Source organism: Shinella sp. M31 (assembly GCF_049199205.1).
In the GTDB taxonomy this organism is placed as follows: Bacteria; Pseudomonadota; Alphaproteobacteria; order Rhizobiales; family Rhizobiaceae; genus Shinella.
In genome coordinates this window covers 1-20,001 of record NZ_JBLZPH010000114.1, presented here as the reverse complement: position 1 = coordinate 20,001, position 20,001 = coordinate 1, and the positions used below count along the sequence as shown (strand labels likewise).

Annotated in this window: 15 protein-coding genes; 7 read left to right on the top strand and 8 right to left on the bottom strand. The window is 64.5% G+C overall.

Annotated elements, in window-relative coordinates:
• A partial coding sequence (locus ACOZKU_RS19300) for a kinesin (RefSeq protein WP_421580231.1) occupies positions 1-5,204 on the bottom strand: 5,204 nt, incomplete at its 3' end.
• Positions 5,205-5,732: 528 nt separating this feature from the next.
• Here ACOZKU_RS19300 and ACOZKU_RS19295 point away from each other — a divergent pair.
• A complete protein-coding gene (locus ACOZKU_RS19295; RefSeq protein WP_421580230.1) occupies positions 5,733-6,101 on the top strand; it encodes an Hpt domain-containing protein in 369 nt (122 codons plus the stop codon).
• Positions 6,102-6,306: 205 nt separating this feature from the next.
• Positions 6,307-6,627: a 2Fe-2S iron-sulfur cluster-binding protein gene (locus ACOZKU_RS19290; protein ID WP_023512203.1), complete on the top strand. Its 321-nt coding sequence runs from the start codon at positions 6,307-6,309 to the stop codon at positions 6,625-6,627.
• A 470-nt stretch (positions 6,628-7,097) separates the two neighbouring features.
• Here ACOZKU_RS19290 and ACOZKU_RS19285 read toward each other — a convergent pair whose 3' ends face one another.
• Positions 7,098-7,718 carry a DUF922 domain-containing Zn-dependent protease gene (locus ACOZKU_RS19285; RefSeq protein WP_421580232.1) on the bottom strand — a complete coding sequence of 207 codons (621 nt, stop codon included), beginning with the start codon at positions 7,716-7,718 and terminating at the stop codon, positions 7,098-7,100.
• Between the two features lie 148 nt (positions 7,719-7,866).
• On the opposite strand from ACOZKU_RS19285, the gene folP reads away from it, so the two are divergent.
• From folP to folK, 3 genes are read left to right on the top strand one after another with little or no spacing between them, the layout of a single operon-like run.
• Complete coding sequence (folP, locus tag ACOZKU_RS19280; RefSeq protein WP_421580229.1) at positions 7,867-8,739, top strand: dihydropteroate synthase; 873 nt, start codon at positions 7,867-7,869, stop codon at positions 8,737-8,739.
• A 22-nt stretch (positions 8,740-8,761) separates the two neighbouring features.
• Positions 8,762-9,130 (top strand): dihydroneopterin aldolase, encoded by a 369-nt coding sequence (folB, locus tag ACOZKU_RS19275; RefSeq protein ID WP_117366234.1) that lies wholly within the window; start codon positions 8,762-8,764, stop codon positions 9,128-9,130.
• Entirely contained in the window at positions 9,120-9,638 is a 519-nt protein-coding gene (gene folK, locus ACOZKU_RS19270) for a 2-amino-4-hydroxy-6-hydroxymethyldihydropteridine diphosphokinase (protein ID WP_421580228.1), read from the top strand. The genes folB and folK overlap by 11 nt, the downstream gene beginning before the upstream one ends.
• Here folK and ACOZKU_RS19265 read toward each other — a convergent pair.
• The 5 genes from ACOZKU_RS19265 to ACOZKU_RS19245 form a co-directional block, all read right to left on the bottom strand.
• Complete coding sequence (locus ACOZKU_RS19265; RefSeq protein ID WP_314094506.1) at positions 9,631-10,179, bottom strand: hypothetical protein; 549 nt, start codon at positions 10,177-10,179, stop codon at positions 9,631-9,633. The genes folK and ACOZKU_RS19265 overlap by 8 nt on opposite strands.
• A gap of 146 nt (positions 10,180-10,325) precedes the next feature.
• Entirely contained in the window at positions 10,326-11,387 is a 1,062-nt protein-coding gene (locus ACOZKU_RS19260) for a YcjF family protein (protein WP_421580227.1), read from the bottom strand.
• Positions 11,384-12,847: a YcjX family protein gene (locus ACOZKU_RS19255; protein ID WP_421580226.1), complete on the bottom strand. Its 1,464-nt coding sequence runs from the start codon at positions 12,845-12,847 to the stop codon at positions 11,384-11,386. The genes ACOZKU_RS19260 and ACOZKU_RS19255 overlap by 4 nt, the downstream gene beginning before the upstream one ends.
• 66 nt (positions 12,848-12,913) lie before the next feature.
• Entirely contained in the window at positions 12,914-13,438 is a 525-nt protein-coding gene (locus tag ACOZKU_RS19250) for a SixA phosphatase family protein (RefSeq protein ID WP_421580225.1), read from the bottom strand.
• Between the two features lie 73 nt (positions 13,439-13,511).
• Positions 13,512-15,482, bottom strand: a complete 1,971-nt coding sequence (locus ACOZKU_RS19245) for a putative bifunctional diguanylate cyclase/phosphodiesterase (RefSeq protein ID WP_421580224.1) — start codon at positions 15,480-15,482, stop codon at positions 13,512-13,514.
• 375 nt (positions 15,483-15,857) lie between these two features.
• Between ACOZKU_RS19245 and dksA the strand changes: the two genes are divergently transcribed.
• Positions 15,858-16,277: an RNA polymerase-binding protein DksA gene (dksA, locus tag ACOZKU_RS19240; RefSeq protein ID WP_117366228.1), complete on the top strand. Its 420-nt coding sequence runs from the start codon at positions 15,858-15,860 to the stop codon at positions 16,275-16,277.
• 200 nt (positions 16,278-16,477) lie between these two features.
• Here dksA and ACOZKU_RS19235 read toward each other — a convergent pair whose 3' ends face one another.
• The gene (locus ACOZKU_RS19235; protein WP_421580223.1) at positions 16,478-17,467 is read right to left on the bottom strand and encodes a hypothetical protein; all 990 of its coding nucleotides are present in this window, start codon (positions 17,465-17,467) and stop codon (positions 16,478-16,480) included.
• Positions 17,468-17,777: 310 nt separating this feature from the next.
• Between ACOZKU_RS19235 and cckA the strand changes: the two genes are divergently transcribed.
• Positions 17,778-20,001 (top strand): cell cycle histidine kinase CckA (cckA, locus tag ACOZKU_RS19230; protein WP_421580222.1); only part of this gene is annotated, 2,224 nt, incomplete at its 3' end.

Below are 20,001 nucleotides of genomic sequence, written 5' to 3'. Positions count from 1 at the left end.
CCGGAGAACTTGCCGATGGCTTCCTCGACGGCCTCGCGCATGGATTCGCGCATGACGGTCGTGGCGGCCTCGGACTTCTTGCCGGATTCCGAGAGCAGGCGGTCGACATCGGAAAGCGAGGCGCCGACGCTGCCGCGCAGGCGGTTCGCCACTTCCTTGGTCCGCTCCTCGGCGCGAACGAAGGCGCCTTCGACGGACTGGCCCGCCTCCTCGCCGGCCTTGACCAGCTGATCGCGCAGGGTGTTGGCCGCAGCTTCGGCGCGCTTCTCGGTTTCGCCGAGGATGCGGCCGACTTCGGCAAACGAGCTCTGGATGCCGCCGCGCAGATTGCCGGCGATCAGGTTGGAGCGTTCCTCGGCGCGGGTGAAGACACCCTCGACCATGCCTTCGAGCGACTGCATGGTCTTCTCGATCTCTTCCGAGCGCTGGACGAGGCCGATGGAGAGCGAACGCAGCGCGTCCTGACGCTCTTCCAGCGTCGAGACGAGGTTGGACTGCGCGGCCGCGAGCAGGTCGGAGGCCTGCGACAGGATCTTCGAGTGATCCTCGAAGCGCCCGACGATGCCGCCGATCTGCGAGAGCGTGCCGGCCGAAATGTCGGAGAGGCGATCGACCTTGCCTTCGAGCAGGCGCGAGGTGGTGGCGACCATCTCGGCGGCGCGCTCGGCCGAGGTGGTGAAGCGTTCCGAGGTGCTGGTGAGGCGGCCGTCGATGGCGCCGAGCGTCTGGCTGGCGGAGTCGACGAGGCCGGCAATCGCGCCGTTGCTTTCGGAGAGGCGGGCGATCAGGCCTTCGACATTGGCGACAAGGCCGCTCTCGATGTCGCGCATCGCGCCGGCCGCTTCTTCCGTGCGGCTGGAGATCGCGGCAAGCGTATCGGCCGTGCGGGCGGAGATGGCGTTGATCAACGCGGCGTTCTCGTTGCGCAGGCGCTCGGCGCTGTCGCGGGCGACGCTGCTGATGCTTTCGGCGGTTTCGCGGCCCACACCGGCCATCCGTTCGACGGCCTCACGGCTGACGCCGGTGATACGCTCGGCAGCCTCGCGGCCTACGGCGGCATAGTCGTCGATGACGGGACGGGCTTCCTCGTTGATGAGGCGCGACAGTTCTTCCGTGCGGCTCGCCAGCATGGAGTTGAGTTCACGCGTGCGGTCGTCGAGCGTCGAACGGATCGAGGCGCCGCGTGCTTCCAGCGCCTTCTCGACGTCGCCGAGGCCGGTGCGCAGCGACTGCGCCTGGCTGGCGAGACGGTTTTCCGTTTCGGCAAAGCGGGCAACAGCCGCCGATGTTGTCTCGTCCACTGCACGGGTGAAGGCTTCGTTGCGGGCCGAGAGGTTTTCGGCAAATTCGTCGCCGGTCTTGGCGATGGTTTCCGCGACACGCTGGGCTTCGACGCCCATTTCCTGAGCCGCACGCGAAACCGCGCCGCGCAGCGAGCTCGACAGATGGGCGAATTCCTCGCCGGTCTTGGCCAGCGACTGGGCGGAACGGACGGCTTCGGCATCCATGTCCTGGGCGGCCTGGGAGACGGCTTCACGCAGCGTCTGGGCAAGGCCGGCGGCCTTGCCGTCGATCGTGCGGTTGACGCCGTCGAGACCGATGGTGAGCGCCCGGTCCATTGTGCTGAGGCGTTCTTCGATGCGGCCGGTCTTCTCGTCAATGGTCGCAGCGATACGCTCGGAGGCTTCGGTGGAGACGCGTTCGATATCGCCGGCGCGCTGGGTGAGCGTGCCTTCGATCTTGTCCGTCGCTTCACCGGTCACGCGGGCGATTTCATTTGCGCGTTCAGCAAGCGCGCCGTCGAGGCGTGTTGCGGCAGCACCAGCAACGCGTTCGATATCCGATGCACGGCCAGAAAGCGTGAGGTCGATACGCGCCGCGGCGTCGCCGGCAATGCGTTCGATCTCGGCCGTGCGGCCGGAGAGTACGTTCTCGATGCGCTCCGCGGTGTCGCCGCCAACACGCTCCAGGTCGGAGGTGCGGCTCGACAGCGTGAGGTCGATGCGCTGGGCGACATCGCCGGCAATGCGCTCGATTTCGGAGGCGCGGCCGGAGAGGGACGCATCGATGCGCTGGGCGGCGTTTTCGGCGATCAGGTCGATTTCGAGCGCGCGGCCGGTCAGGGTGCTGTCGATGCGTTCGGCGGCTTCCGTCGTCACGCGTTCGATATCGCTGAGGCGGCCGGAAAGGGCCCCCTCGATGCGGCTGGCGGCATCGGCGCTGACGCGCTCGATATCGCCGACGCGGCCGGCCAGCGCCGCTGCGATGCGGGCCGTGGTCTCGTCGCCGATGCGATCGACTTCGGCGATCGGGCGCGAGAGGGCGTCGGAGACGCGCAGCGACACGTCGCTGCCGACGCGGTCGAGATCGACCAGACGCTCGGACAGCGTGTCGGAGATACGGCTGCCTGCGGTATCGACGGTTCCCGAGACATGCTCGACGCTCTGTTCGATGCGCGCTTCCAGTTTGCCGAGGTTTTCTTCCAGGCGGCTGCCGGTGGCGTCGAAGCGGTTTGCGACGCTGTCGACCGTCGTTTCCATGCGGGCGCCAAAGGCATCGGCGGCCTCGGCGATCTTTGCCGTGGTTTCACCAAGGCGCTCGGCAACCGCACCGGCGCTTTCGCGCACGCGGTGATCGAGCAGGGCGGCGCTGCCGTCGATGGTACGGCGCAGCGTCTCCTCGTGCTGCTCCAGCGACATTTCCAGCATGCCGGCCGAGGTGGCAATCGAGGTGCCGATATTGGTGGCCTGCTCGTTCAGCGTATCGGTGAGCTGCTTGTTGCCGTCTGTTATGGCGAGGTTGATCGCGTTGATGCGGTCGTCGAGCGTGGCGCGGATCTGCTCGTGCGTGTTGACGAGCGAGCCGGCAAGCTGCGAGGCGCGGCCGGACAGGGCTTCGGCGATCTCTGCGGCGCGCCCGGAGAAGGCTTCGGCAAATTCGGCGGCCTGACCATGGAGGACGCCGCCAAGTTCACGGCTGCCTTCGGTCAGCACGGTCTCGACGCGGTTTGCAGCGGCGTCGATCGACGACTGCATCGCGCCGGCGCTGTTGGAGAGGACAGAGGCGAGGTTGGCGGTGCGGCCGGTGATGACGTCGTCGATCTGGCGGGCGGCACCCGTCAGCGCGTTTTCGACGCGGCCGGCGGCGGAGCCGACCGACTGCTCGAGCTGGCTGCCGGTCTCGTTCAGCATGGCCGAAAGGGCGGCCGTGCGTTCGGTCAGCGCGCTGTCCAGACGGTTGTGGCTGGCGGCGATCGTCGAGGTGATCTCGTCGGCGCGCGCGCCAAGCGCTTCTTCCATGCGGACCTGGGCGGCCTGGATATCCGTGGCGATTGCCGTGCCGCGGTTGTCGAGCGCTTCCGTCAGACGGCGTTCGCTGCCCGAAATGCTCTCCGCCAACGCATCCGCGCGGGAGCCAAAACCGCTCTCGATGCGGTTCTGCACATCGGAAAGGCCGCCGAGCAGGGCCGCCGACTTTTCAGACAGCACCGCAGCGACACGCTCATGGGCACCGGTGACGGCGCTGTTGATGGCGTCCGCATGGCCGGAAACGGCGCTCTCGAGCACTTCCTGGCTGGTGGCAAGCGTCGTCGCCAAAGCGAAGGACTGGTCGGTCAGCGTGTTGCCGAGGCGGTCAATGCTGGAGGTGAGCAGGCCGTCGATCGCGTCGCGGCCACTGGCGACCGTCTCGTTGATACGGCCGAGGCTTTCCATCAGCTTCGAATCGAGCGAACCGGCACGCTGGTCGAAGGCTTGGGTGAATTCCTCGACGCGGTTGTCGAAAGCGCCGGCGATCTGGCCGACCGTCGCCTGCAAGCGCTCGTCGAAGAAGCCCGAGCGCAAGTCGAGATCCATCACCGTATCGTCGGCGGCGTTCTTGAGGCTCTGGCGGAACTGCGCGCCCTTTTCGTCAAGGGCGGCGTTCATCGACTGGAGAACCTGATCGAGACCGCTGGTGACGGCATGCTGGCCGACCGACAGGCTTTCGCTGATCTCGCGGGTGCGGGCGATCAGCGTCTCGTTGAGCTGCTTGGCACGTTCGTTGAGGGCGGCGTTCAGCTTCTCGGTGTTGGTGTCGAGCGAGGAGGCGCGCGTCTCGAACTGCTGCAGCAGGTCGCGGCCGCGGGAATCGAGGTTCTTCGTCAGATGATCGAGGCGGGCGTCGAACTCGTTGGCGAGCGCCAGGCCCGAGGAGGAGAGGGTGGAGAGCAGGCTGTCGGTGCGGGCCGAAAGCATGGCGCCGATCGTCTGCGTCGCGCTGTCGGACTTTTCCATCAGCATGGCGGCGCGCGTGTCGAGCATGGAGGCGAAAGCTTCGCCCGATGTCGCAAGACGCTGCGTGATGTTGTCGCCGGCGCTGGCGAGCTCGTCCTTCAGCTGCTCATGCGCGCCCGAAATCGAGGAGCGGATACGCTCGGCATGGCTGACGATGGCTTCGCGCTCGGAGCCCAATTCCTGCACGAGCGTGCGCACGCGCATTTCATTATCGGTATAGCTGCGTTCCAGCGCATTCACTTCCGAATGCACGAGCGTTTCGAGTTCGGTGGCGCGCGCGATGGTGCGCTCGATGCCCTCGTTCATCGCCGACACTTCACGGCGGACGGCCTGGCCGACGGTCATGATGCGGTCGGTGGCGACCGTTTCCGGTTCGGAAAGACGAAGCGCGACTTCGGCCATCGAGCGGGCGGCGCTGCGCAGTTCATGGGCGCGTGAGATCATGATCGCGAAGGCGAAGAACAGCATGATCGGCATGACGATGGCGACGACCATGCCGATGGCGCCGGGAAGCGCGACGAGATCGGCGACCGAGCGGATCTCCCAGATCTTCGGCGCATAAAGCAGGTTGGCAACGCCGAGGCCGCCGACGACCCAGAGGATCGAGGCGATCACGGCCGTGCGGATCGACGAGCGGCTGGAGCGCACGTCCAACGATTTCAGGATCGCAGCAGGCGATTTGCGCGAACCGTCATTGGCGGGCGTGAAAGCCGGGGTTTTCGGCGCGGGCTCCGGTGTCAGATTGCGGGGCGTATCGCCCGTTGCCGGGCGGGTCGCGGGCTTGTCCTGCGATTTTTTCGCTGTTGAACTGGCTTCGCCCTTCGTCGAGGGCGTCTCCGGCGTCAGATCGTCGAAATCGATCTTCAGCGCCTCTTCCAGTGCCTGGAAAGCCTTTTCGTCGATCGTCTCGTTGGACTTGTTCGTCGCCATGCGGTTACGCCTCGTTACCATTCTCCGGGACGGGCCTCATACGCGCTGCCGCTGCTCAGGCGTCTTCGAACCGTCCGGTGGGTGGCCGGTCTTGCTGCTTACCCTCATGGCAAGCAGCGTCCAGGCCGCCGTTCATTCCAAATGCGCTCGATAAACCGAAATCGCGGCGTAAAGTATCTCCGCGCACGGCTTATCCACCGGGACTATCCCGGTCGTATCGTAGTGACACATTAGCCTGTATCACACAATTGATTGCCATCTCCCTTCGCCCGAAACTTAACAGGAAGTTAAAGCGGGCGGCCTTTGTACCGCAATGGAATAACAGGGAAAACGGCAATTTTTCAGCCGTTAACCATAGTTTGCGATTCATGCCCATATTGCGCCCTCTTTTAATCGGATAGCCGCGCCGGTCCCGCAGAATGATGTCCCATGACCCCGCCGGATGCCGGCACTGGTTTCCGGCTCCATCCGGCTTCTGCGTGCATCACAACGAAACAAGCGTGCGTCGCGTATAAAGGAAATTGGCAAATGGCAGCGCTCAACATCGCCTTCGAGGCTCCCGACAATGCCGGCGGCATGGGACCCTCGAACGGCCGTCCGATCGATCTGGTCCATCTGGCGCGCCAGACGATGGGCGACAAGGCCCTCGAACTGGAAGTCTTGCAGATGTTCGCGCGCCAGGCGCGCGAAAGCATGAAGGAACTGGCGACGAGCGAGGGGGCGGCGCGTGCCGCCGTGGCACACCGCCTCAAGGGTTCCGCCCAGTCCGTCGGCGCGGATGCGGTCGCCAAGGCCGCCGCCGCCCTTGAGGAAAACCCGATCAATGCGATTGCGCTTGCCGGCGTCACCGCCGCCGTCGTCGAGGCGGAAAACTTCATCCTGAAACTCTGCCGCTGATTACCGCAGCCGGCAGCGTCGCTGCCCGGCGCGGCGGGAAAACTCCATGGCGCGGCGGGACGGGCACGGCCTCGCCCGGCGCGCGATGTTGACTGGAGAGGGGTTTTGTTGGAAACGTCCGCCGGAAAGCCGGCGTTTGTGAAAACCCCTTCGCCGGCCGTCCCGTCGCCCGCCTCGGGCAGTTCTTGAGAATCCGGAAGCCATCATGAGCAAACTCACCATCGTCGCCTTCGACGGCACGCGCCACGAACTGGATGTCGCCAACGGCTCCACGGTCATGGAAAACGCCGTGCGCAACTCCGTGCCGGGCATCGAGGCGGAATGCGGCGGCGCCTGCGCCTGCGCCACCTGTCATGTCTATGTCGACGACGCCTGGAGCGCCACCGTCGGCCCGCCGGAAGCGATGGAAGAGGACATGCTGGACTTCGCCTACGAGGTGCGCCCCACCTCGCGGCTCTCCTGTCAGATCAAGATGTCGGATGCGCTCGACGGGCTCGTGGTTCACGTGCCGGAACGCCAGGCCTGACATCACCCACCGAAGGTGAGCTTGAATGGCGGCACCGTTGCGGTGTCGCCCTTTTGCGTGATTGCTTTTCTTCACAGGCCGCAAGACATGTAGGCGTCTCGCGATCTTCTCTTCCGCAAAGAAGAAAATCGTTCGTCCGTGTCTTTCCAAAGAATAGAAGAGAAAAAAAGAGCCTCGCCGGTCGATCAGGACGAGCGAGGCCAGTAGGGCGCATCGCAGCGAGGAGAGGGAGGAGACACCTGCTGCTGAGATAAGGACGCGCCAGGAGAACCTGTTACAAACCGTTTCATGCAACTGCGGGAAGGAAATGCCTCTTCCCGTTCACTGTTGATTATGAAAGTACGGTGATTTGCGGAATTGCGCTATCGCTAAAACTAACCATTCATTTCATGGATGGAAGCACGCGGGTCCTTGCTCCGGTCCCGTTGCATTAAGGCTTTCTCAAGGAATACCTGTGTGGCCGCGTAAGCTTATTCGGCCTGGCTCTTCAGCCGGTGCGTGAGAAGACGCATCATGCGGTCGTTGAAGCTCTTCGATTCGACCCGGTCGAAACGCGCCTGGTCGGCATCGTGCTTCGAAACGGCGTCCGCCGTTGCCCGGTCGACACGGGCCTGCATGCGTTCGCAGTCGTTTTCCGGCCGCAACGTCTTCAGCGTCTTCTCCAGCGCGCGGGCATGCATGCGGGCGATTTCTGCGTGGCGCTCCTCATGGCGCTTGATATCGGCCGAGAGCGTATCCCAGATCAATGCGAGCGAGGCGGTGGCGCGCTTGCGGTTCTTCCACTTGGGCAGGATGATCTGGGTGGAGAGCGTCACCTTGACGTCACCGACCGCGCATTTGCCGCCGCGGCGCACATAGGTGACCGAGCCGCCCCACTTGATGCGGGTTGCGCCGGGATGGCGCGAGCCGGAATGCTTCATAACCGGGCCGCGCTTGCCCAGTTCCTCGTCGAGTTCGGCCGCCGTGCGTCCGCCGATGGAGAAATAGGCGAAGGATTTCGAGGCGATCGTCTCGGCGGCAGCGGGCTGGAAAGCGGCGGTGGCGAGGGCGGCAACGGCCATCAGGCGAGCGATGGTCTTCATTCTAATCAGCATTCCTTTCGCCATCGGGGCTTTGCAATCGAAGGGACCCGACGCAGTGCCGGCCAGAGGCCGGTTGAACTTCCCTTAAGCTTGGGGCATAGGCTCGGCGAGCGCAACACCCTTTCGGGAACGCTGGTTAATCGCGAAGGAAACCGCCATGGTCTCGCCGTTCGATCCCTTTCGCTGGGCGCTCGCCCATGGCCGGCATCTGGAGCTCGGCCCGCGTGGCATCCTGATGGCGATCGTTAATGTCACGCCCGATTCCTTTTCGGACGGCGGCCAGTTCGACAGCGCCGATGCGGCGGTGGCACGGGCGATCCTCTGCCTGGAACAGGGGGCTGTGATCATCGATATCGGCGGCGAATCGACCCGGCCGGGGGCGGCCAGCGTCTCGGCCGCCGAGGAGCAGGAGCGTATCCTGCCCGTCATCGAGGCGCTGGCTGGTACAACGGATGCCATCATCTCCGTCGATACGTATCGCGCCGAGACCGCGCGGCTTGCCGTCGCTGCCGGGGCCCATATCGTCAACGACGTGCACGGCCTGCAGCGCGAGCCGGATATCGCCCGCGTCGCGGCTGAAACGGGGGCGGGGCTCTGCATCATGCATACCGGCCGCGACCGCGAGAAAAGGCCCGACGTGGTCGAGGACCAGTATCTCTTCCTTGGCCGCTCGCTGGAGATCGCCCGTGAGGCCGGTGTCGCCCGCGATGCGATTGTGCTCGATCCCGGCTTCGGCTTTGCGAAGGATATGGAGGAAAACCTCGAGCTGATGGCGCGTTTCGGCGAGCTTTTCGGTTTCGGCCTGCCCATCCTGGCCGGCACGTCGCGCAAGCGCTTCGTTGGCGCTGTGACGGGCCGCGAGGCGGCGGAGCGGGATGTCGGCACGGCGGCGACGACGGCGCTGCTGCGTGTCGCAGGCGCGGCGGTGTTTCGGGTGCACGATGTCGCAATCAACAGGGATGCGCTTGCCATGGCGGATGCTATGCTGGAGGCGAAGCGCACGGTGAAGGCGCGCGAAGAACGCGCCTGACCACAGCAAGACAGGAAAAACCATGACCACCACCTACACGATCACGCTCAAGAACTGCGCCTTCTTCGCCCGCCATGGCCTGCATGACGCGGAAGAGTTCCTGGGCCAGCGCTTCTTCGTGGATGCGGAACTCGAAGTGCGCCCCTCGCAACCGCTCTCCGACGATGCCATCGAATCGACCGTCGATTACGGCGTGGCCTTTCAGGAGATCGAGAAGATCGTTACCGGCCAGCGCCGCTATCTCATCGAAGCATTGGCGCAGGAGATCGCCACGGTGCTCTGCGCCCGCTTCCCGCAGATTTTTCGCGCCCGCATCACGGTGCGCAAGCCGAACGCGCCGGTGCCTGGTGTGCTGGACTACGTTCAGGTGACCGTCGACCATGTCGTCTGAAATCTTCCGCCGGGCATCGCTCGGCCTCGGCGGCAATATCGGTGATCCCGTGCAATCCATGGCCGAAGCGCTGCGCGCGCTCGATGCGCGGCCGGATTGCCGTGTGACGGCCGTTTCACGGCTCTACCGCACGCCGCCCTGGGGCAAGACCGATCAGGACTGGTTCTTCAACGCCTGTGCGCTGGTCGAGACTTCGCTTGCGCCAGAGGCGCTGCTCGACACTTGCCTCGGCATCGAGCGCGACATGAAGCGCGAGCGCAAGGAGCGCTGGGGCCCGCGCACCATCGATATCGACGTTCTGACCTATGAGGGTGTGGAGCAGTCCGGCGGACGGCTGGAATTGCCGCATCCGCGCATGACGGGGCGCGGCTTTGTGCTGATGCCGCTTTCGGATGTCGCGCGCGATCTCATCGTCGCGGGACGCACGATCGGCGACTGGTTGCAGGAGGCGGATGTCGCGGGCATCGAGCCGGCGAGCGCCGGCTCCGAATGGTGCCTGCTTACTTGATCGAGCCGACGGCGATGTCGTCGAGATTGCGGTCGAGCGCGACGCCGATGACCGGCACCATCTTCTCCCCGACCTTCACCGAGATGGTGATGGCGAGCTTGTTGTCGCTTTCGAGCCGGGCGATCATCGCGCCGTTCAGCTTCTGGCGGTTGATGCCGACGACGACCTTGTTGCCGGCGACCTGGCCGGAAGTGATGTCGAGGCCTTTGCCGGCTGCGCCGTCGAGGAACTTGCCCTTGTAGGTGCCACCCGTCTTGGTGATCAGCGCCGACATCGGCTGCTTGAAGACGCCGACTCGGCAGAAGCCGTCGAGCTGGATGCCCGCACCCTTGGCGGGTGCGGTGTCGCCCGTCAGATCGCAGGCGAATTTCGTGCCCTTGTACTTGCCGGCGACGATCTCGCCCTTGCCGGACCAGCTGCCGGTGACCTGCTCGAAGAACGCCTTGTCACGCGTACCGGCCGAGGCCGGGAGGGCAAAAGTGGAGGCTGCAACGAAGGCCGCTACGGAAGCGCGGGCGATCAAAGAAGTGCGCGGGTACATGAACGATCCTTGATGGGGATGGCCATTCGGCCTCATTTGGTGCGACGAGATTTGCGCGAAAATGGTTAATGGACGGTTTCCAGCGCCCTTGCCGTTCATCATTTGCTAGGATTGTCGTCCCGCAAAACCGGGGTGTTGCAAGACGGTCACGTCTCGTCGCGCCGGCCGTTGCCGGAGCCCGGCGTCAGGTCGCCGATGAAATCGCCGATACCCGGGCGTTTCAGCGCGCGGAAGGGCATCGGGCGGCAGAGGTCCATGGCGGCAATGCCGATCCGGGCCGTCATCAGGCCGTTGATGACGCCTTCGCCGAGGCGGGCGGAGAGTTTGGAGGCGAGCCCATGGCCGAGCACCTGCTGCACCAGGCTGTCGCCCATGGCGATCGAGCCGGTGACGGCGAGATGGGCGATGACGTCGCGCATCAGCCTGAGCATGCCGAGCTTGCCCGGCCGGCCGCCGTAGAGCTCGGCCATGCCGCGCACCAGCCGGCTGCTTTCGTAGATGACGTAACCGAGATCGACCAGCGCGCGCGGGCTGACGGCGGTGACGATGGAGACACGTTTCGCGGATCCGAGGATGAGGGCGCGCGCCTCGCGGTCGAGTGGGCCCATCAGTTCGCGTTCCGCAAGTTCGACGAGATGGGCCGAATCGATGATCTCGCCCTCCGTCTCGGCAAGCCGCGTGCGGCCGCGCGCCGTCTGCGGGCGGGCGGAGAGCAGCGTGACGAGGCGGGCAACGATGGCGCGGCCTGCCGCCGGCTTCGGCGCGGCGATGGCCTCCGTCACGTCGCGCTTCAGATCCTGCACGGCGGCGAGGCGGCGCAGGCCCCAGGCTTCGCGCAGCACGACGCCGAGAAGGGCGAGGACGGCGACGACCGTCGCGCCGATAGCGAGATAGCCGAGCCAATCGTTGCGGTTAAAGAGGTCGCGGATCAGTGCATCGACCCAGAGGCCGACGGCGAGCGAGAGGAGCAGGCTGAGCGCGCCCATAGCGATACGGCCGAAGGTGAGGCGGCGCGGGCGCGGTGTGGCGACCGGAGGAACGAGATCCGGCAGGTCCGTCGTCGTCGCGACGAAGGGATCGTCGGCATCCGGCGTCAGGGTCACGGCATTGTCGAAGGCGGCCGGCTTGCGCGGTTCGCTGCGCACCGGCGGCACCGTGCTATCCGATGGCAGCGAGAAGGCTGCGGGCTTGCGCGGGTGGTCGGTCATGCCAGCCGGTCTCCGATGAGATATTGCAGCGCACGGTCGAGCCTGATGTGCGGCACCGACAGTTTCAGGCCGCCGCCGGTCTCCTCGATATGCGGCGGGCGGAAGCGCACGAAATTGAGAAGACCTTCGGAATGGGATTCAAGTGCCTCAAAAAGTGAATCCGGATTCTCCGGCAAGTCACCGGGAAATATGGCGGTTTTCCTCTCGCCGTCGAAGATTTCGCCGTTGATCTTTTCGCCCTTCATCGGCACGCCGACGATGACAGGCAGTTCCTCGCCATTATGCTTGACGGTTGCCTCACGGGTGGCACGCACGGAGGCGAGCGCCATGACTTCGATACCGGCGCCGCTCATGCCGATGCGCTCGATAGCGCGCTCGACCAGCCGCCGCGTGACGGCCTCGAGCCGCGCATGGCTTTCATGGTGCAGATGGTCCGCCTTGGTCGCGGCGATCACGATGCGGTCTATGCGGCGGGTGATGAAGGAGGACAGGAAACTGTTGGTGCCGGAGCGGAAGCAATCGAGCACGTCGCCCAGTGCCCGCTCCAGATCGTGCACTGCTTCCGCACCGCGGTTGATCGCCTGAAGCGCGTCGACCAGCACGATCTGCCGGTCGAGCCGGGCGAAGTGCTCGCGGAAGAACGGCCGCACCACATGGGTCTTGTAGGCCTCGTAACGCCGCTCCATCATCGCCTGCAGCGAGCCCTTGGCGGGGCTGCCGCTCGCGAGGTTCGGCAGAGGGGCGAAGGTCAGCGCCGGTGACCCTTCGAGATCGCCCGGCATCAGGAAACGGCCGGGCGGCAGGGTGGAAAGCGAACGCTCGTCGGATTTGCAGGCCTTCAGATATGCTGTGAAACTCTCCGCGAGCGCCCGCGCGGTTGCTTCGGACGCGGCGGCGGCGGGATCGACCGTGCCGGACAGCGCCAGCCAGTCGCGGGCAAGCTCGGCGCGGATGCCGGATCCGGCGAGCGTCACGGTGTTTTCACTGAAGGTGCGGAAATCCTGCGCGAGCAGCGGCAGGTCGAGCAGCCATTCGCCGGGATAATCGACGATGTCGATGGAGAGTTTTCCGGGCGAGAACAGCCGGCCCCAGCCGGAGGCGCTTTCGTAATCGAGCGTGATGCGCAGCTGCGAGATGGCGCGCGTCGAATCGGGCCAAAGGCGATCGGCGACAAGGGCGCGGATATGATCCTCGTACTGGAAGCGCGGCACGGCATCGTCGGGCTGCGGCTCCAGCCTTATTTTCGAGACGCGGCCGGAGCGGCCCGCTTCGAACAGCGGCAGGCGGCCGCCGTTCAGCAGATTGTGCACAAGCGATGAGATGAACACCGTCTTGCCGGCGCGCGACAGGCCCGTCACGCCGAGGCGGATAGACGGATGGACAAGATTGGCGGCGCGGCCCGTCAGCGCGTCGAGCGCGAGCAGGGCCTCATCGGTGAAAGTGGTCAGGCTAGGGGGCAAGGTCTCTTTCCAGCATCGATCGCGATATAGGAACCGAAATCCGGCGATAAAAGAGGCCGCGGTTTCTCAGCGTGCGGCGCGCGGCGTCATGAAGCCGGCAAGGCAGGCGCCAGTATAATTCTCTTCCGTCGGGCGCGTGTCGAAATCGAGGATCGCAAGGCCGGCGGTCGGATAGCCGAAAGGGGCCGCGGTTTCCGCGATCTCCTTGCCGACGAGGCGGTGGAAGAACTCCTCGATCATCGGATTGTGGCCGACGATCATGACGGAGGTTTCCTGCCGCCCGGCGAAGGCGAGTTCGGCATAAGTCTCGATCGTACCCGAGTAGAGCGAGTCGATATAATCGATAGACAGTTCCTCGCTCACGGTGCGCTGGAAGGGCTCGGCGGTCTGGCGGCAGCGCACGGCGGTGGAGGATAGGATGAGATCGGGCCTGTAGCCCTGGTCGGCCGCCTCCTCGGCGATCACCTCGGCCTCGGCAAAACCGTCATCGTCGAGCGTGCGGTCGAAATCCGTCTTGCCGGGGTCGGCCCAGGCGGCGCGTGCGTGGCGGAGGAGATAGAGCCGGAAGGCCGGTGCGCCGAAAGATGCCAAGTCTGTCCTCCATCGCCTGCGGCTGGACATTCGCGCCGCGTCCAGACTTTCATGTCTTTCCTCGCGGCAAAGATCAACCGGTTTTGCGCAGGACCGGGTTGAGGACCATCTCCGACGTCGCCTGATAGGCGAGCGTATCCTCCAGCCTCTGCGGCCGGGCGAAGTAATAGCCCTGCATCATGCGGCAGCCGAGTGCGCGCAGCGCCACCACCTGCTCGGCCGTTTCCATGCCCTCGACCACGCAGACGCAGCCGACATTGCGCGAGAGGTCGACGATGGTCTTGACGATGCTGCGGCTAAGTTCGTTCGTCGCGATGTCGACGATGAAGCTGCGGTCGATCTTGATCTTGGTGAGCGGCAGCTTGTGCACATAGCTGAGGCTGGAATGGCCCGTGCCGAAATCATCGAGTGCTACGCCGATGCCGCGCTCGGCGAAGCGGCGGATATTTTCGGCGGCAAGCGCGAAATTGCGCATGACGGCGGTTTCCGTCACCTCGATATCGAGGCGGGCCGGATCGATGCCGCTTTCGGCGATGATGTCCAGCAGGGCATCGACGGTCTTGTTGGAGACGACATCGCGCGTCGAGAGGTTGACGGAGAGGCGGATATGATCCGGCCAGGTCTTCGCCGCTTCCAGCGCCTTGCGCATCAGCACCTCGGTGAGCTTGCCGATGATACCGGCCCGCTCGGCGGCGCGAATGAAGACGCCGGGCGAAACGGTGCCGATGGTCGGGCTCTTCCAGCGGGCCAGCGCTTCATAGACGGAGATGCCGTTGGTATCGGCATCCACCATCGGCTGGAAGGCGAGATACATTTCCGCCTCGAAATCCGCGGCGCGCAGGGCCTGCTGGATGCGGCCCTGCTCGTTGATCTCCGCCTCGTGCTCGGCGGAGAAGACGACGGTCGTTCCGCGAAAATTCTGCTTGGCGAGATAGAGCGCGAAATCAGCGCAATCGAGGAGGCGATCGGCGGTGGTGCCGGCGTCGCCAAAAATGGCGATGCCGAGCGAGCCGGAGACGCGCGCCGTCTGCTCGCTAAAGACATAGGGTTCCTGCAAGGCCGCGCAGATCCTGTCGCCAAGCGCGTTCAGGTGATCCGGCCCGGCTTTCCCTTCGAAGATGAGGCCGAATTCATCGCCGCCGAGGCGGGCCGGGAGGATGTCGCAGTCGGCAAAGGCGGTCAGCCTCTCGCCGACCTCGATCAGGAGCTTGTCGCCGATGCTGTGGCCGAACGTGTCGTTGACCGGCTTGAAGCCGTCGAGGTCGATGAGGCCGAGCGCGAGGCTCGTGCCGTTCTTCCGAGCAAGCGCCAGGCGCATTTCTAGCTCGGCCCGGAACTGGCGGCGGTTCGGCAGGTTGGTCAGGCTGTCGAGATTGGCGAGGCGATGGTTTTCGTCGCTGAGGCGCTGGGTTTCCGCCTGACGGGCGGTCAGCTCCTTCTGCGACTGGATGAGGGCGCGAAAATCCCGGTAATAGGTCAACAGGATGAACACCATGGCAACCGTGACGAGAGCGACGTTAAGCGCCAGCGCCGTGAAAACCGGATTGCCCGTGGTGCCGAAGAAGATGGTGAAGGGGCCGAGCACGATCACGGTCAAGGCAAGTGCCGCGGCGCGCAGATGCATCAGGCAGAAGATGCAGCCGATGACGGTGTTGGCGATGTAGAAGGCGACATGGGACTGCTGGTAGGCATCGCCATAGGGATAGAGGCTGAGCGACCAGGCACAGAAACCGGCGCCGAGCAGAGCGGTGAGGCGATAGGTCGAGCGCAGGCGGCCGGTCGCCTCTTCATGCGTATAGCGCCTGTGGCGGCTGAACCACCAGTGCACCAGCCGGAACAGGCTGACGGCATAGAGCATGGAGGGGATATAGAGCGTCAGGAGGGCGGGCGCGGCGTGGAAATGGGTCACGGTCAGCGCGACCGTGTTCGTCACCAGCATGAAATAGAGCAGCGGCACCTGCTTGGTGAAAGCGGCAAGCTGCGCCTGAACCAATTCCGGATCACCGGCCTCGATTGTCAGAAATGCCCTCAAATTGCGAAACATCAAAACGCGCTCCTGCCCCACGATGAAGGGAAGCACGACTTGCTAAAATAAATCTGAATCCGGCCGCTTGAACAGGCTCGGGAAAGAAAACGGGGACATGATCCGTCTTAGGAACAAATATCCTGTGCCTGAATTGAGGGCAGATGGATGTGAAAGCCCATCGCGAAGGCAGCGTTCTCGAGGGTGGGCGGCCGTCGAATTGGGGCCTCTAGCGGAACGGTTTTGCCATCCCGTTGTAATCTTGATGAAATATTAGTCTGGCACGGTTTAAAATTAAGGCATGCGCGAAAACCGTGGGTAAGTCCCGACAGGCTTGAATCGCGTTACCCGTGGGGATATACAGCGCGCCTTGAGATGTTCTTCAGGAGAATCGCGTTGAGTGAGAAGATCGATCTTAGCAGTTTCGTCCTCGATGAGGGCGAAGAATTCATGAATGCACGCCAGCGCGCTTACTTCCGTGCGAAGTTGAACGCCTGGAAAAACGACATCCTGCGCGAAGCGCGCGAAACCCTCGATCATCTGGCGGAAGAAAGCGCCAACCACCCGGATCTCGCGGACCGGGCCTCCTCGGAAACCGACCGTGCCATCGAGCTTCGGGCTCGCGACCGCCAGCGCAAACTGATCTCCAAGATCGATGCCGCGCTGCAGCGCCTCGACGAAGGCACCTACGGCTATTGCGAGGAAACCGGCGAACCGATCGGCCTCAAGCGTCTCGACGCCCGCCCGATCGCAACGCTGTCGATCGAGGCGCAGGAGCGCCATGAGCGTCGGGAAAAAGTGTATCGCGACGAGTAGGCGTTTTCCGCGGATCTGAGGAGGTCTGCGGCTTGCGTTACAAGGATCGAACACCGGATGCCTCCGATGCCGCCGGTTTTCGGACTGTCGTGTACCGTAAAAACAAAAGCCGCTGGAAACACATCGTTTCCTGCGGCTTTTTCTTTGAGGTGCGTCGAGAACGCAGTGCACGACGCTGTCGCATTCGATGCGCGCTGAAATCAGCCCTTGCGGTTTGCCGCGATCTCGCCGAGCAGTCGGGCCATTTCCGCCTCGGTCTCCTCGCGGCTCTTGGCGACAGGTTGGCCTTGCACGCCCGTCGGCGTCGCCTGTGTGGTTATGGCGGCGGTCTGCGTGACAGGCGTTTGCGTGACGGAGCGGGCGGCACTCGCTGCAGCGGCATTGCCGACCATTTCGGCCTCAAGAATCTTTTCGAATTCGCTGACCAGCGCCGCATTGTCCGTGACGGGCGTTACCGGCCGGGCGACCGTGGCTGTCGTCACTGGCCGCTGCGCGGGCTGGCCGGCTGTCGCCTGCGCCGTTGTGGTCTGCGCGGTGGGGGTGGGTTGCGTCGCAAGAACCCGCTGGCGGCTCTGCTCCAGCACGTCTTCGGCGCGCCGTTCCGGCGTGCGCTGCTGGGCAGTGGCCGGGATTTGCTGCTGGGTGGTGACGGGCTGCGTCACCGGGCGGGCCTGCGTGGCGCGGACGGTTGCCTCGTCGTCGCCGGCATACAGCACCTTGCTCATTGAGGAGACGCCATCCGGACCGGCGGCGGGCCGACGCTCGGCGGTGTCTGCCGTCGCCGATGCACGGGAAACGGCGGCGGTTTGCGCGGCGCGCACCGGCGTTTCCTGCAATACCGGTGCCGGTTCGGTGCGCTCGACCTTCTGGACGGCTTTTTCAGCCGGCTGCTCGCTAGAAGCGCCCACGCCAATGCGTGTCTCGATGACGATGTCGGTCGGCCCGCCGATCATGATAAGATGTTCCACCTCGTCGCGGCGCACGAGCACGAGGCGACGGCGCGTGTCGATGGCGGCGGCATCCAGCACGGCCAGGCGCGGGGTGCGGTTGCGTCCGCCGCGGATGAAGGGCGAGGAGGGGCGGCCGCGGATGATCCACAGAACGAGCGCAAGGCAAAGCAGGCCGAGCAGCACCACGATGGCGGCGATGACGAACTTCGTGCCGTTTTCCGCAAGAATCTCCTGGAACATGACGCGCACTCCTTGGTCGGTAGATGGGGTCGGCAGATCAACCTATCAGCCCGAAGGCTACATTTGACGGCTTTTTGCAGGCACCTACAAGCGCTTGCTGCCGCTTGTCCAGCGCCCATTTCCCCCGCCACTGTCGCGAAAATAGCGCGGGATACCGAAATTGCGATGGTTGGGGCGGGAATATTCCCTGTGAATTCGCGAGCTTGCTTTCCCTCGACGGCTTTTTGCGCTTCCCTCCAGCAGTTAAAAATGATTCTGGCATCGGATCCGGCGACAAGCGCTGTGCCGGACCGTTGCGAATGAGGGACTGATGACGATGAAGCGGCCTGGCGAGGACAACCTGCCGATCGTGGACCGCAACACGCGGCCGGCGGTGGCGCTGCGCGTCGTCGTGCTCGCCGTGGTGCTTGCGGCATCCGCCGGTGCCTTCATCGTCTTCAAGAACCAGCTCGACAATGAACTCGTACTTGGCGTGCTCGGCGTTCTCGCCATGGCCGGCATCTTCTTCGTCGTTTCGGCGCTGATCGGCTTCATCGAGATCATGCCGCAGCCGGCAGGTTCCGACGAGCTTGCGCGCGCGTTCCTCGATTCCCATCCCGACGGCACCGTGGTGACGGACCGCAAGGGCCGCATCGTCTATGCCAACGCCGCCTACGGCGCGCTGACCGGCGCGTCGGGTGCCGCGGAGGTGCAGACGCTCGAAACCCTGCTGTCGCGCAACCGCGACGCCACCGAGGCCGTCTATCGCCTCACCAACGGCCTGCACGAGGGCAAGGAGGGCGCGGAGGAGTTCCGCGTCCAGAAGGCGCTCAACCCGTCATTCACGAGCGGATCGGGCGCCCATTGGTATCGCCTGAAAGCGCGAGTCCTGCCGAACCGCGACAAGACGAAACAGCCGCTCTACATCTGGCAGATTTCCGACATCACCTCCGAGCGGGACGACCAGGAGCGGTTCTTCAAGGAATTGCAGAACGCGATCGACTATCTCGACCATGCGCCGGCCGGCTTCTTTTCCGCCGGCCGCAAGGGCGAGATCGTCTATCTCAATGCGACGCTTGCCGAGTGGCTCGGCATCGATCTGGCAAAATTCCATCCGGGCTCGCTGTCGATCGCCGATATGGTGGCGGGCGAGGGGCTTGCGCTCATCCAGTCCGTTCAGGCCGAACCCGGCCACAAGCGGACGGAGACGCTGGATCTCGATCTTCGCAAGACCAACGGCCAGAGCCTGCCCGTGCGCATCGTGCACCGGGTCTCTTCCATGCGTGACGGCGCGCCCGGCGAAAGCCGCACGATTGTTCTCGCGCGTGAGGAGGGCAGCGAGAGCGACCAGTCCGCGTCGATCGCCTCCATGCGCTTCACGCGCTTCTTTAACAATACGCCGATGGCGATCGCCTCTGTCGATGGCGGCGGCCGCATCCTGCGCACCAATGCGCCGTTCCTGAAACTGTTTTCCGGCGTCGTGTCGCGTGACGATATCGACCGGGGCGCCAAGCTCGAAACCATCGTGCACGATGTGGACCGCCTGCGACTGCAATCGGCGCTGGACGCGGCCAAGGATCGACAGGGCGATATCCCGCCGCTCGATTCGCTGCATCCAGCCGACGACACCAGGCATTTCCGTTTCTACATAAACGCCGTCATCGACCAGAGCGACGAGGCGCCGGAAGAGGCGGCCATCGTCTATGCCGTCGAGATCACCGAGCAGAAGGCGCTCGAGACGCAGATGGCGCAGACGCAGAAGATGAATGCGGTCGGCACGCTGGCCGGCGGCATCGCGCACGACTTCAACAATGTACTGACGGCGATCCTGCTGTCCTCCGATCACCTCTTGCTCTCGGCCCGCCCCTCGGATGCGAGTTTCGCCGATCTCATGGAGATCAAGCGCAACGCCAACCGCGCCGCCGTGCTGGTGCGCCAGCTGCTCGCCTTCTCGCGCAAGCAGACGATGCGTCCGACCGTCTTGAACATGACGGATGTCATCGGCGACCTGCGCATGCTGGTCGACCGCATGACGGGCACCAACGTCAAGATCGACGTGGAATACGGCCGCGATCTCTGGGCGGTGAAGACCGATCTCGGCCAGTTCGAACAGGTGCTGATCAACCTCGCCGTCAATGCGCGCGACGCCATGCCCGAAGGCGGCACGATCACCTTCCGCACCCGCAACGTACCGGCCGAAGAAGCTGCCGCGCGCAACCTGCGCGACCTTCCGCCGGGCGATTATGTCGAAATCGACGTCGCCGACCAGGGCACCGGCATTCCGCCTGAAATCATTGACAAGATCTTCGAGCCCTTCTTCACGACGAAAGAGGTCGGCAAGGGCACCGGTCTGGGCCTTTCGATGGTCTATGGCATCGTCAAGCAGTCCGGCGGCTACATCTATCTCGATTCCGAAGTCGGCAAGGGCACGACCTTCCGCATTCTGATGCCGCGCCACATCGAGGACATTGTCTCGGTCGAAGCCGCAGCTGCAGGCGACGCCAACGTTCAGCAGCCGGTCGCGGTCACCGCGATGCCGGAAAAGGAACCGCGCG